We start from the raw sequence: 12,544 nt of genomic DNA on the forward strand, positions 1-12,544 counted from the left end.
CTCGACAGCGGGCCTGCTCACGACGAGGGGCGCCCCGGTCGTCCGGAGCGCCCCTCGCGTACTGCTGGTTCAAAGTCGCGGCACGGCGTAGTTCACCGCGATCAGCACGACATAGAGCAGGCCCAGCAGCAGGCCGATGCCGCCGCAGATCAGGCCGGTGAGTGCCTGCCCCGGGTTGCCGGCCAGGCCCTGGTCGACCTTCTGCTTGCCGAGCCAGCCGGTGATGACCGCGGCCAGACCCAGCGGAATACCGAGGTAGCAGCAGTTCAGCGGGATCGACGCGATGCCCAGGATCATCGCCACCAGCGCGAGGGTGTTCTGCTGGCCGCCGTGGCCGACGAAACCCGCGTGCGGGTACATCGGCGCGCCGCCGTACGGCTGCGGGGCGTACGGGTCCTGGTAGGGCTGGCCGTAGGGGTGCCCCGACGTCGGCGGCTGCCCGTAGGCCGGGGGCTGACCGTACGCCGGCTGTCCGGCGGGCGGTGCAGAGTACGGATCGTAGGGCTGCCCCGAGGTGGGCGGCTGCTGGCCGTACGGGTCGACCTGCTGGTACGGATCGACCTGCTGGTACGGGTCTGCCTGCTGGTACGGGTCGACCGCGGGCGTGTGCGGCTCCGGTGTGGCGTACGGGTTGGCCGGCGGAGGTGCGTAGGGATTGGCCGCCGGTGGCGCGTACGGGTTGTGCGGAGGTGGAGCTGTCGGATCCCCGTACGGCTGTTGCTGGCCGTACGGGTCCTGACCGGGGTTACCGGGTTGCATGTGGTTCCGTTACTCAGGCGTTCGAGCCGCTGAGCGAACCGAGGACGCCACCGCCCAGGCAGCAGAGCAGCACGATCACGAGCCACGCGACACCGACGATGATGGCCCACTTGGACCACTTCTTCGACTCGGCGGACGCGGCCTGGGCACCGGCGTAGTCACCCTGCTGAAGCAGCTGGTTGACCTTCGAGGCGTTGATGATGGCGGGGATCGCCAGCGGCCAGAACAGGAAGATGGCGACGATCGACATCGTCATGTTGTTGTCGACCTGCTGGGGCGGCTGGGACGGGTATCCGGGCTGCATGGTGACGAGCTCCTCACGTACGTGTCGCTGACGGGTGCGGGCCGGACATGCGCCGGTCCCAAGCGACCGGCAGCGTACCCGGTCTGTGCGACTTCGGTGGTCGGCGAAGGGTCGGCGGCCCATCGGGTGGGCACCGGACCAGCGCTGATCCGCCGCCGGATAGGGTGTGCCGGTGACCGAGCCCGCCCGCATCGTCGTCCTCGTCTCCGGCTCCGGCAGCAACCTGCAGGCGCTGCTGGACGCGACCGCCGACCCGGCGTACGGGGCCCGGGTGGTCGCGGTGGGCGCGGACCGCGACGGCATCGCCGGGCTGGACCGGGCCGCCGCCGCCGGGGTGCCGACCTTCGTGGCGAAGGTCAAGGACCACCCGTCCCGCGAGGAGTGGGACGCGACGCTCACCGAGCAGGTCGCCGCGCACCGGCCCGACCTGGTCGTCTCCGCCGGGTTCCTGAAGCTTGTCGGTTCCCGGTTCCTCGCCGCCTTCGGCGACCGCTACCTGAACACGCACAACACCCTGCTGCCGGCTTTCCCCGGCATCCACGGCCCGCGGGACGCGCTCGCCTATGGCGTGAAGGTCACCGGGGCGACGCTCTTCTTCGTCGACGCCGGAATGGACACCGGCCCGATCGTGGCGCAGGTGGCGGTGCCGGTGCACGACGACGACGACGTGGACACGCTCACCGAGCGCATCAAGGAAGCCGAGCGGCAGCAACTCGTCGAGCAGGTGGGCCGGCTGGTCCGCGACGGCTGGACGATCACCGGGAGAAAGGTCACAGTTCCGTGAGTTCCATCGAGGACGGGCGCCGCCCGATCCGGCGGGCACTGGTCAGCGTCTACGACAAGAGCGGTCTGGTCGACCTGGCCAAGGCCCTGCACGCCGCCGGGGTGGAGATCGTCTCGACCGGCAGCACCGCGTCGACGATCGCCGGTGCGGGCGTACCGGTGACCGCCGTGGAGCAGGTGACCGGTTTCCCGGAGATCCTCGACGGCCGGGTGAAGACCCTGCACCCGAAGATCCACGGTGGACTCCTCGCCGACCTGCGCAAGGACACCCACGTCGCCCAGCTCGACGAGCACGGCATCGCCGGGGTCGACCTGCTGGTCTCCAACCTCTACCCGTTCCAGCAGACCGTCGCCTCCGGCGCCAGCCAGGACGAGTGCGTCGAGCAGATCGACATCGGCGGTCCGGCGATGGTGCGTGCCGCCGCCAAGAACCACGCCTCGGTGGCCGTGGTGACCGACCCGGCCGCGTACCCGCTGCTGGTGGCCGCGCTCGACGGCGGTGGCTTCACCCTGGCGCAGCGGCGGGCGCTGGCCGCCCGCGCCTTCGCCGACATCGCCGAGTACGACGTGGCGGTCGCCGACTGGTTCGCCACGTCCCTGGCCCCGGCCGCCGACGGCGGGCCGGAGTTCGCCGGGCTGGCGCTGCGGCGGCAGGCGGTGCTGCGGTACGGCGAGAACCCGCACCAGGGCGCGGCGGTCTATGCGGACCCGGCGAGCCCGCCCGGCCTGGCCCAGGCCGAGCAGTTGCACGGCAAGGAGATGTCCTACAACAACTACGTCGACGCCGACGCCGCCTGGCGGGCCGCGAACGACTTCGCCGACCAGCCGGCGGTGGCCGTCATCAAGCACGCCAACCCGTGCGGGATCGCGGTCGGCGCGGACGTGGCCGAGGCGCACCGCAAGGCACACGCCTGCGACCCGGTCTCCGCCTTCGGCGGCGTCATCGCGGTGAACCGTCCGGTCTCGGTCGAGCTGGCCGGGCAGATCGCCGAGATCTTCACCGAGGTCGTGGTGGCGCCCGGCTACGAGCCGGGGGCCGCCGAGGTGCTCCAGGCCAAGAAGAACATCCGGCTGCTGCGGGCACCGGAGTTCCGTCCGCCGTCCACGGAGTGGCGGCAGATCACCGGCGGCGTGCTGGTGCAGGAACGCGACGCGGTCGACGCCGAGGGCGACGACCCGGCGACCTGGCGGCTGGCCACCGGTGACGCGGCCGACGAGGCGACCCTGGCCGACCTGGCCTTCGCCTGGCGGGCGGTGCGCGCGGTGAAGAGCAACGCGATCCTGCTGGCGCAGGACGGCGCCACGGTCGGTGTCGGGATGGGGCAGGTCAACCGGGTGGACTCGGCGCGACTGGCGGTCAGCCGGGCCGGTGCCGACCGGGCGCGGGGCGCGGTGGCGGCCTCGGACGCGTTCTTCCCGTTCGCCGACGGCCCGCAGATCCTCATCGACGCCGGCATCCGGGCCATCGTGCAGCCGGGCGGCTCGATCCGGGACGAGGAGGTGATCGCCGCCTGCAAGCAGGCCGGCGTCACCATGTACCTCACCGGCACCCGGCACTTCTTCCACTGACCCGCCGCCGCGCGACCGGCGGCGCCGTGTGCGCTTGCGGCTGTGATGTTAGGAAGGGTCCCCTGCTATACACCAGGCGTTAGCAGGGGACCCTTCCTTACACCGATCGCAGCTCGGCGAAATGACAGGCGGACGGGTGCGGGTCGGCGGCCCGTGGCACCGCCTGCGGATCCTCGACGGCGCAGATCTCCTGGGCCTTCCAGCAGCGGGTCCGGAAGTGGCAGCCGCTCGGCGGGTCGGCCGGGCTCGGCACGTCACCGTGCAACCGGATCACCGTCCGATGCTCCCGGGCGTCCGGGTCCGGCACCGGCGCGGCCGAGAGCAGTGCCTGTGTGTACGGGTGGGTGGCGCGCTGGTAGATCTCGTCCTCGGTGCCGATCTCCACGATGCGGCCCAGGTACATCACCGCGATCCGGTCCGAGATGTGCCGCACCACGGACAGGTCGTGCGCGATGAAGATGTACGACAGCCCCAACTCGTCCTGGAGCTGCTCCAACAGGTTGATCACCTGGGCCTGGATGGAGACGTCCAGTGCGGAGACCGGCTCGTCGCAGACGATCACCTCGGGCCGCAGCGCGAGTGCCCGGGCGATGCCGATGCGCTGCCGCTGACCGCCGGAGAACTGGTGCGGGTAGCGGTTGACGTGTTCCGGGTTCAGCCCGACCACGTCGAGCAGCTCCTGCACCCGCCGGTCGCGACTGCCCTTCGGGGCCGCCTCGGGGTGGATCTCGAACGGCTCGCCGATGATGTCGCCGACGGTCATCCTCGGGTTCAGCGAGGTGTACGGGTCCTGCATGACCATCTGCATGTTCCGGCGGATCCGGCGCAGCCGGGCGCCGGAGGCGGCGAAGAGGTCCTGCCCGGCCAGGGTGGCCCGCCCGGCGGTCGGGCGTTCCAGCCGCATCAGCAGCCGGGCCAGGGTGGACTTGCCGCAGCCGGACTCGCCGACGATGCCCAGCGTCTCGCCCCGGCGGAGCTGGAAGCTCACCCCGTCGACGGCCTTCACCGCGCCGACCTTCTTCTGGAACAGCACCCCCTGCGTGATCGGGAAGTGCTTGACCACGTCGTCGACGTCGAGGAGCGTCTCGCCGCGCACGGTGGTGGGCTCAGTCGGCGCGGTCATCACGTACCTCCTGCGCGAAGTGGCACGCACTGGTCCGCCCGTCGCCGAGGACCAGGTCGTGCGGTACCTCGTCCACACAGACCTGCTGCGCGAACGGGCATCGGGGATGGAAGGGACAGCCGCTGGGGATGCGCATCAGGTTCGGCGGCAGGCCCCGGATGGTGGAGAGCCGCCCGCCGCGCTGGTCCAGGCGCGGGATCGACGCCAGCAGCCCCTTGGTGTACGGGTGGGCAGGCGCCCGGTACAGCGACCGCACGTCGGCGTGCTCGACGATGCGGCCCGCGTACATGACGGCGATCCGGTCGGCCACGTCGGCGACCACGCCCAGGTCGTGGGTGATCAGGATCATCGCCATGTCCAGGTCCCGCCGCAGGTCGGCGAGGAGGTCCATGATCTGCGCCTGCACGGTGACGTCGAGCGCGGTGGTCGGTTCGTCGGCGATGAGCACCTTCGGTTCCATGGCCAGCGCCATCGCGATCATCACGCGCTGGCGCATACCGCCGGAGAACTGGTGCGGATAGTCGCCCAGACGTGCGCCGGCGGCCGGGATCTGCACCAGGTCCATCAACTCCACCGCGCGGCGACGGGCGTCGGCCCGGGACATGCCGAGCCGCTGGCGCAGCGTCTCACCGATCTGCCAACCGACCGGGAAGACCGGGTTCAACGCGGAGAGGGCGTCCTGGAAGATCATCGCGATCTCCTTGCCCCGCACCTGCCGGCGTTGCTCCTCGGGCAGGGTGAGCAGGTCGCGCCCCTGATAGAGGATCTGTCCGGAGCTGACGTGCGCCGGTGGGCTGTCCAGGATGCCCATCACCGCCTGCGCGGTGACGGACTTCCCGGAGCCCGACTCGCCCAGCACCGCCAGGGTCTCGCCCGGATCCAGGTGGTAGCTGACCCCGTTGATCACCTTGGCCACCCCCTCGCCGGTGCGGAACTCGATGTGCAGGTCCCGTACCTGGAGCAGGTGGCCGCCGGGCGGGGTGGGGGTGGCCGGGGTCGGTGGCGTCGTGGTCATGTCGGTCACCGCAGCTTCGGGTCGAACGCGTCGCGGATGGCGTCGCCCAGCATGATGAACGCCAGTACGGTCAGGGCCAGGAACGTCGACGGGACGACCAGCGGTGTCGCCGACTCCCGCATGTGCACCCGACCGTTGTTGATGTCGATACCCCAGGAGATGGTGGGCTCCCGCAGGCCGATGCCGAGGAACGAGAGTGTCGCCTCGGCGGCGATGAACGAACCGAGCGCGATGGTCAGCACCACGATCGCCGGGGCGAGCGCGTTCGGCAGGATGTGCCGCCACATGATCCGGCCGTTGCCGGCGCCCAGCATCCGGGCGGCGGACACGTAGTCCTGCTCCCGAGCGGTGATCACCGACGAGCGGACCACCCGGGCGGCGGTGGTCCAGCCGAGCACCGCGAGCACGAAGATGACGGCACCGACGCGTACCGTGGCGCTGTCGCTGGCGACCCGCTTGAGCAGCACGATCGCGGCCAGCAGCAGGGGGATGCCGAGCACGATGTCGATCACCCGGGAGAGCACCGCGTCGACCCAGCCGCCGAAGTAGCCGGCGAGCATCCCGACGACCAACGCGATCACCCCGGTGAGCAGCGCCGAGAGGGCGCCGACCAGCAGGGACGCGCGGGCGCCGTAGACCGCGCGGGCGTACGTGTCGCAGCCCTGGAAGTCGTACCCGAAGATCGCCCCGCCGGACGGGGCGGCGTGCTGCCGGGACAACACGCAGTCGCCCGGATCGTTGCCGGTGAAGAGCCCGGGCACGGCGGCCATCGCGGCCACCAGCAGCACCAGGAACAAGCTGATCCAGAAGATCGGCTTGCGGCGCAGGTCGCGCCAGGCGTCCCCGGCCAGGCTGCGCGGCTTGCGAGGTCGGCCGACCTGGTCCGGCGCGCCCGGCTCACCCGACGGCCCCCGTCGCGCGGCCTGGTTCTCCGTCGCCGCGACGGTCTCGAAGTCACTCATGCCGTCCCCTCGCTGCGCTCGGTTCCGGCATTTCCACTGAGCTGATGATTCGTTCGCTGGCGCTCACTCATGCCGGCCCTTCGCTGCGCTCGGTGCAGGCATTTGGGCTGCGTTGATGATTCGTTCGCTGGCGCTCACTCATGCCGACCCCTCGCTGCGCTCACTCATAGCGGATCCTCGGGTCCAGGACGGCGTACAGGATGTCCACCACCAGGTTGGAGACCAGGTAGACCACGACGAGCACGCTGACGATGCCCACCACCAGCGGGCCGTCCTCGGTGCGGATGCCACGGAACAGGTTGAAGCCGACGCCGGGGATGTTGAACACGCCCTCGGTGATGATCGCGCCGCTCATCAGGTTGCCCACTTCGACGCCGAGGAAGGTGATCACCGGGATGAGCGAGTTGCGCAGCACGTGCACGCTGACCACCCGCCGGTTCGGCAGGCCCTTGGAGCGGGCGGTACGTACGTAGTCGGCGCGCAGGTTCTCGGCCACCGAGGTACGGGTCAGCCGCAGCGCGGTGGCCAGCGAGAGCGAGCCGAGCACGATCCCGGGCAGCAGCAGGGAGCGGAAGTCGGGGTCGGCACCGGCGGTGGGTGGGAAGACCTGCCACCGGACGCCGAGGAAGTACTGCGCGAGCGGCGCGAGCACGATGGTCGGGATGCCGAGCACCAGCAGCGTCAGCAGCAGCGTGGCGTTGTCGAAGATGCTGGCCCGTCGGATGCCGGCGAGGACGCCCGCGGTGACTCCGAAGATCACGGCGACCGCGAGAGCGATCAGCGCCAGTTTGATGGTGACCGGCCAGGCGGTGGCGAGGATGTCGCCGATCGACCGGCCGGTGAGCGATTCGCCGAGGTCGCCACGGAGCAGGTTGGAGAGGTAGTCGACGTAGCGGTAGAAGAAGCCGCCGACCCCGGTAGCGTCGAGGTGGTACTTCTCGGTGAGGTAGGCCCGCTGGGCCTCGGTCACCGGACGTTCACCGGCGAGCGCCTGGATCGGGTCGCCCTGGCCGGCGAACATCAGCGCGTAGACGATCAGCGTGGTGCCGAAGAAGGCCAGGACCATCTGAAGCAGGCGCCGCACGATGAAGCGGAACATACTAGGCAGTCTCCCCAAAAAGGGCGAACCACGTGGCGGGTCGGGTCACCTCGACCCGACCCGCGCCCGTGGTCGTTACGAGACGGCCTCGATCTGGATCAGGTCGATCCGGTCGAAGAGGTCCATCTCCACGTTCTTCACCTTGGTCGAGTGACCGAAGTTGTTCTGCCCGAAGCGCAGCGGCACCACCGGCATCTCCTCGGCCAGCAGGTCCTCGGCCGCCTGGTACTTCTCGATCGCCTCGTCCTCGCTGGGGGCGCTGGCGCCCTCGGCGAGCAGCTTGTCGAACTCCGGGTTGCGGTAGCCGTAGTAGTTCGACGAACCGTTCGAGCTGTAGAGCGGGCCCAGGTAGTTCTCCATGGACGGGTAGTCCATGATCCAGCCCATCCGGAACAGGCCGACCGGCTGCTTGGCCTTGACCTTGGTGAGCAGGTCGGCGAACTTCGGCTCGGCGTTGCCGACGCAGTCCACACCCAGGTTGGCCTTGAGCTGGTTGCAGGTGGCGTCGATCCAGTCCTTGTGCCCACCGTCTCCGTTGTACGACAGGGTGATCTGCGACGGCCCGCCTGCGGCCTCGTACAGCGCCCTGGCCTTGGTCGGGTCGAACTCGCCCGGTGCGCCGACCGTGTTCTCCCGGTAGCCGGCGACCACCGGGGAGACGAACGAGCGGGCCGGCTGCTGCGAGTCCTTGAAGATCGACCGGGTGATCTCCTCACGGTCGATCGCCATCGAGATGGCCTTGCGGACGTCCGGGTTGCTGTACTCCTCCTGAAAGGTGGGGAAGGCCAGGAAGTGCAGCGACGACGCGGGACTCTGCTGGAACCGGTCACCCAGGTCGGTGGCGGCGGTGGAGAGGTTCTCGGTCGGGATGGTCTTGATCACGTCGAGGTTGTCCGACAGCACGTCCGCGTACGCGGCGGTGAGCTGCTGGTAGATCCGGAACTCGACGCCGGCCACCTTCGGCTGCTCGCCGGGGAAGGCGTCGTAGCGCTCGACCTCGACCTTGGCGTCGTGCTGCCAGGTGCCCTTCATCTTGAACGGACCCTGACCGATCGGCGCCTGCTCGTACCCCTCGGCCAGCTCGCCGGGAGCGGAGAACGCGGCCTCCGGCAGCGGGTAGAAGGCGGTGTACCCGAGCATCGCGGTGAACTCGCTGTACGGCTGGGACAGCGTGACGGTGAAGGTGTCGTCGTCGACCTTCTTCAGCCCGCTGAGCGTGGTGGCCTTCGGGTCCTCGCCCTGGAGGTCGTCGTACCCGGCGATCTTCTCGAAGAAGTAGCTGGAGTTCTGCCCGTTCGGGGCGTACGCGCCGTAGTTCCAGGCGTCGATGTAGTTGTCGGCGGTTACGTCCTCGCCGTTGTGGAACGTGTAGCCGTCCTTCAGCGTGATCGTCCAGGTGGTGTTGTCCTCGGACGTGATCGACTCGGCCGCCACCTCGTACGGCTTGTGGGCCTCGTCGTAGTCGACGAGCGGGCTGAACAGGGCGGCGAGCACCTGGGAACCGCTCGTCTCGTTGGTGTTGGTCGGCACCAGGTGCTGCGGCTCGGCGATCTCGATCCGCACGGCCGCGTTGGGGTCGCTCTCACCGGAACCGCTGCCGCCCGAGCCGCAGGCCACCAGGCCCAAGGTCACCGCGAGCGGGAGGGCGGTCCAGGCGGCGAGCCTACGAACGCGCATTGAGCCTCCTCATCTCATTACGCTGCGCTATTGAGCCCGACATTGAGGTGACTCTGCGCAACGCTGGGCAACGGTAGGTCGTGCACCGGGACTCGGCAACGTGCCGGTCTCGAAGGGGTAACAGAACGAGGGCGTGCAGGTTGGCGAGGGCTTGTCGGCGTGCTAAGCCGAACCGCCCAAAGCGTCGGCGGCGCGCGGATGCTTGCGACGGTTGAGGGGCGTGACGCAGTGGTCGACGCCTTCTCGGGGCCGGACGAATCGATCGTCGGGTTGCGGGTGTTCGTGCGCCCGTTGTCCGGAGCCGTCGTGGCCGGCGGCACAAGCCGTCACTCCGAGTGAGGAACGACACCTTACGGAAAGTAGTTTCGTGGTCCGCGTCGTCGGCCCGCCAGGTCGGGGGAGGCGACGGTGGTGGGCGTGAGACGATCAGGTCGTGACGGCGACGCTTCTGGACGGCAAGGCGACTGCGGCGGAGATCAAGGACGAGCTGCGGACGCGGGTCAAGGCCCTGGCGGAACGGGGGACCGTGCCGGGGCTGGGCACGGTCCTGGTCGGCAGCGACCCCGGTTCCCAGGCGTACGTCAACGGCAAGCACCGCGACTGCGCCGAGGTGGGCATCGCCTCGCTGCGGCGGGAGCTGCCGGCCGACGCGACCCAGGAGCAGGTCGACCAGGCCGTGGCGGAGCTCAACGCCGACCCGGCATGCCACGGCTACATCGTCCAGCTGCCGCTGCCGGCACACCTGGACACCCAGCGGGTGCTCGAACTGATCGACCCGGACAAGGACGCCGACGGCCTGCACCCGGTCAACCTGGGTCGGCTGGTGCTCGGCTACGACGCGCCGCTGCCGTGCACCCCGCGCGGCATCGTGGAACTGCTCCGTCGGCACGAGGTGCCGCTGCGCGGCGCCAACGTCGCGGTGGTGGGCCGGGGCAACACCGTCGGGCGTCCGCTCGGGCTGCTGCTGACCCGGCGCAGCGAGAACGCCACCGTGACGCTCTGCCACACCGGCACCCTCGACCTCGCCGCACACACCCGTGCCGCCGACATCGTCATCGTCGCGGCCGGCGTACCCGGCCTGCTCACCGCCGAGATGGTCACCCCGGGCGCGGTCGTGGTCGACGTGGGCATCACCCGGGTGATCGGCTCCGACGGCAAGGGTCGCTACACCGGCGACGTGGACCCGGAGGTCTTCGAGGTGGCAGGCAAGGTGGTGCCGATGCCCGGCGGGGTCGGTCCGATGACCCGCGCCATGCTGCTGACCAACGTGGTCGAGCGGGCCGAACGCGGCTGAGGTGACGGAAGGCCCATAACCGTCCGCCCCTGCCCTGCCCGGTGCCAGGATGGCTGATACCGTCCGGAAAACCGACTGGTAGCAGGGAGTGGGACGACCATGGGTAAGAAGGTCACTGTCGTCGGCGCCGGATTCTACGGCTCCACCACCGCGCAGCGCCTGGCCGAGTACGACGTCTTCGACACCGTCGTGATCACCGACATCATCGAGGGCAAGCCCGCGGGCATCGCCCTCGACCTCAACCAGTCCCGTGCGGTCGAGGGTTTCGAGACCAAGGTCGTCGGCGTCACCACCAGCCCGACCGGCGAGGGTTACGAGGGCATCGAGGGCTCCGACGTCGTCGTCATCACCGCCGGCCTGCCGCGCAAGCCGGGCATGAGCCGGATGGACCTGCTGGAGACCAACGCGAAGATCGTGCGCCAGGTCGCCGAGAACGTCGCCAAGTACGCCCCGAACGCCGTCGTCATCGTGGTCTCCAACCCGCTGGACGAGATGACCGCGCTGGCCCAGATCGCCACCCAGTTCCCGCGTAACCGGGTGCTCGGCCAGGCCGGCATGCTCGACACCGCCCGGTTCTCCAACTTCGTCGCCGAGGCGCTGGAGGTACCGGTGAAGTCGGTGAAGACGCTGACCCTGGGGTCGCACGGCGACACCATGGTCCCGGTGCCGTCGCAGAGCAGCGTGAACGGCAAGCCGCTGCGTGAGGTGATGCCGGCCGAGCAGATCGAGGACCTGGTCGTCCGCACCCGTAACGGTGGGGCCGAGGTGGTCGCCCTGCTCAAGACCGGTTCGGCGTACTACGCCCCGTCGGCCGCCGCGGCGCGGATGGCCAAGGCCGTCGCCGAGGACTCCGGCGAGGTCATGCCGGTCTGCGCCTGGGTCGACGGCGAGTACGGCATCTCCGGTGTCTACCTGGGCGTGGAGGCGGCGATCGGCGCCGAGGGCGTCAAGCGGGTGGTCGAGACCGACCTGGACGCCGACGAGCTGGCCAGCCTCAAGGAGGCCGCCGAGGCCGTCCGCGCCAAGCAGGCCGACGTCGTCAACATGTAACCCCGACCTTCCACCCAGCGCCCCACGCCCTCTCCCGGTCGTGGGGCGCTGCGCTGTCTCCACCCCCGGGTTGATCAAGAAGTTTGCGTCTCCGAATCGCTCTTCGGCAATGCAAACTTCTTGATCAACTCGACTGGTCGATGAGGGTGGTCAGGGCGTCCAGGATGCGGGTCAGGCCGAACGTGTAGGCGTGGTCGGGGTGGTAGGCGGCGTTCTGGGCGGTGCCGGCGGCGGCGCCGACGCGTACGGCGGTGGGGTATTGCTGTTCGTCGAGGACCTGGGCCAGGAGGGGGGCGTTCGCTGTCCACCACTGCTCGTCGGTCCAGGCGCTCTGCTGTCGAGCGGAGCGCGCCTCGGCCGCCGAGCGGGCCGCGGCCCGGACGAAGTCGAGGACGAAGGTCAACGCGGCGTCCCGGGTGACGTCGTCCAGGCCGGTGTCGTCGAAGGCGCGCAGCTCGTGCTCGTACTTGGCCATCAGGCCCGGCCCCAGCGGCGGGCGACCGGTGGCGACCTCGGCGGCCCAGGGGTGGGCGGTGAAGAGCTCCCGGTTGTCCTGCGCGAGCGCCGCCACCCGCACCCGCCACGGCTGGTCGGAGAGGTCCGGCCGGGGCATGTCCGCATAGATCGCGTCCAACATCAGGTCGAGCAGCTCGGCCTTGCCCGGCACGTACGTGTAGAGGGTCATCGGTGCCACGCCGACGGCCTGGGCGAGCGCTCGCATGGTCACCGCGTCCAGCCCCTCGGCGTCGGCCAGCGCGATGGCGGCCATCACGATCTCGTCCAACGAGCGGCCCTGGCGGGGGCCGCGGCGCGGGGGGTCGGCGTCGGGCTGCCGCCAGAGCAGGCGCAGCGTGTGGGCGGGATCGCCGCCTCCGGTGTGATGGTCGGGCACTCTCCGATCTTTGCAGG

The 12,544-nt window shown here is 70.1% G+C and carries 12 protein-coding genes; 4 read left to right on the top strand and 8 right to left on the bottom strand.

Features of this window, described 5'->3' with window-relative positions:
- Positions 1 to 69 precede the first annotated feature (69 nt).
- Complete coding sequence (locus ABZ738_RS02815) at positions 70 to 759, bottom strand: DUF4190 domain-containing protein (protein WP_131053274.1); 690 nt, start codon at positions 757 to 759, stop codon at positions 70 to 72.
- 13 nt (positions 760 to 772) lie between these two features.
- On the bottom strand, positions 773 to 1,063 hold the full coding sequence (locus ABZ738_RS02820) for a CD225/dispanin family protein (protein WP_131053273.1): 291 nt from the start codon (positions 1,061 to 1,063) through the stop codon (positions 773 to 775).
- 172 nt (positions 1,064 to 1,235) lie between these two features.
- On the opposite strand from ABZ738_RS02820, the gene purN reads away from it, so the two are divergent.
- Both purN and purH read left to right on the top strand, forming a co-directional pair.
- Positions 1,236 to 1,847, top strand: a complete 612-nt coding sequence (gene purN, locus ABZ738_RS02825; RefSeq protein WP_131053272.1) for a phosphoribosylglycinamide formyltransferase — start codon at positions 1,236 to 1,238, stop codon at positions 1,845 to 1,847.
- Positions 1,844 to 3,415: a bifunctional phosphoribosylaminoimidazolecarboxamide formyltransferase/IMP cyclohydrolase gene (purH, locus tag ABZ738_RS02830; protein ID WP_176095197.1), complete on the top strand. Its 1,572-nt coding sequence runs from the start codon at positions 1,844 to 1,846 to the stop codon at positions 3,413 to 3,415. Before purN ends, purH begins: the two co-directional genes overlap by 4 nt.
- A gap of 97 nt (positions 3,416 to 3,512) precedes the next feature.
- Here the strand turns inward: purH and ABZ738_RS02835 are convergent, their stop codons facing one another.
- The 5 genes from ABZ738_RS02835 to ABZ738_RS02855 form a co-directional block, all read right to left on the bottom strand.
- A complete protein-coding gene (locus tag ABZ738_RS02835) occupies positions 3,513 to 4,538 on the bottom strand; it encodes a dipeptide ABC transporter ATP-binding protein (RefSeq protein WP_131053270.1) in 1,026 nt (341 codons plus the stop codon).
- A complete protein-coding gene (locus tag ABZ738_RS02840; protein WP_357210531.1) occupies positions 4,522 to 5,553 on the bottom strand; it encodes an ABC transporter ATP-binding protein in 1,032 nt (343 codons plus the stop codon). Before ABZ738_RS02840 ends, ABZ738_RS02835 begins: the two co-directional genes overlap by 17 nt.
- Positions 5,554 to 5,558: 5 nt before the next feature.
- On the bottom strand, positions 5,559 to 6,515 hold the full coding sequence (locus ABZ738_RS02845; RefSeq protein ID WP_131053268.1) for an ABC transporter permease: 957 nt from the start codon (positions 6,513 to 6,515) through the stop codon (positions 5,559 to 5,561).
- Positions 6,516 to 6,675: 160 nt separating this feature from the next.
- Positions 6,676 to 7,614, bottom strand: coding sequence for an ABC transporter permease (locus ABZ738_RS02850; protein WP_357210534.1), 939 nt, complete (start codon positions 7,612 to 7,614; stop codon positions 6,676 to 6,678).
- 75 nt (positions 7,615 to 7,689) lie between these two features.
- Complete coding sequence (locus ABZ738_RS02855; RefSeq protein WP_357210537.1) at positions 7,690 to 9,291, bottom strand: ABC transporter substrate-binding protein; 1,602 nt, start codon at positions 9,289 to 9,291, stop codon at positions 7,690 to 7,692.
- 433 nt (positions 9,292 to 9,724) lie between these two features.
- Between ABZ738_RS02855 and ABZ738_RS02860 the strand changes: the two genes are divergently transcribed.
- Both ABZ738_RS02860 and ABZ738_RS02865 read left to right on the top strand, forming a co-directional pair.
- On the top strand, positions 9,725 to 10,585 hold the full coding sequence (locus ABZ738_RS02860) for a bifunctional methylenetetrahydrofolate dehydrogenase/methenyltetrahydrofolate cyclohydrolase (RefSeq protein ID WP_176095192.1): 861 nt from the start codon (positions 9,725 to 9,727) through the stop codon (positions 10,583 to 10,585).
- A 99-nt stretch (positions 10,586 to 10,684) separates the two neighbouring features.
- Positions 10,685 to 11,635, top strand: a complete 951-nt coding sequence (locus tag ABZ738_RS02865; RefSeq protein WP_131053264.1) for a malate dehydrogenase — start codon at positions 10,685 to 10,687, stop codon at positions 11,633 to 11,635.
- Between the two features lie 124 nt (positions 11,636 to 11,759).
- On the opposite strand, the gene ABZ738_RS02870 is transcribed toward ABZ738_RS02865, so the two are convergent.
- The gene (locus tag ABZ738_RS02870; protein WP_236145737.1) at positions 11,760 to 12,527 is read right to left on the bottom strand and encodes a TetR/AcrR family transcriptional regulator; all 768 of its coding nucleotides are present in this window, start codon (positions 12,525 to 12,527) and stop codon (positions 11,760 to 11,762) included.
- Positions 12,528 to 12,544 lie beyond the last annotated feature (17 nt).

This window comes from Micromonospora sp. NPDC047793 (assembly GCF_040642635.1).
Lineage (GTDB): Bacteria > Actinomycetota > Actinomycetes > Mycobacteriales > Micromonosporaceae > Micromonospora.

Bases quoted from the DNA above. Each gene is read 5' to 3' on its own strand.
- ABZ738_RS02855 (WP_357210537.1), bottom strand. From the start codon at position 9,291: ATGCGCGTTCGTAGGCTCGCCGCCTGGACCGCCCTCCCGCTCGCGGTG.
- ABZ738_RS02835 (WP_131053270.1), bottom strand. From the start codon at position 4,538: ATGACCGCGCCGACTGAGCCCACCACCGTGCGCGGCGAGACGCTCCTC.
- ABZ738_RS02845 (WP_131053268.1), bottom strand. From the start codon at position 6,515: ATGAGTGACTTCGAGACCGTCGCGGCGACGGAGAACCAGGCCGCGCGA.
- ABZ738_RS02865 (WP_131053264.1), top strand. From the start codon at position 10,685: ATGGGTAAGAAGGTCACTGTCGTCGGCGCCGGATTCTACGGCTCCACC.
- ABZ738_RS02840 (WP_357210531.1), bottom strand. From the start codon at position 5,553: ATGACCACGACGCCACCGACCCCGGCCACCCCCACCCCGCCCGGCGGC.
- ABZ738_RS02850 (WP_357210534.1), bottom strand. From the start codon at position 7,614: ATGTTCCGCTTCATCGTGCGGCGCCTGCTTCAGATGGTCCTGGCCTTC.
- ABZ738_RS02815 (WP_131053274.1), bottom strand. From the start codon at position 759: ATGCAACCCGGTAACCCCGGTCAGGACCCGTACGGCCAGCAACAGCCG.
- ABZ738_RS02820 (WP_131053273.1), bottom strand. From the start codon at position 1,063: ATGCAGCCCGGATACCCGTCCCAGCCGCCCCAGCAGGTCGACAACAAC.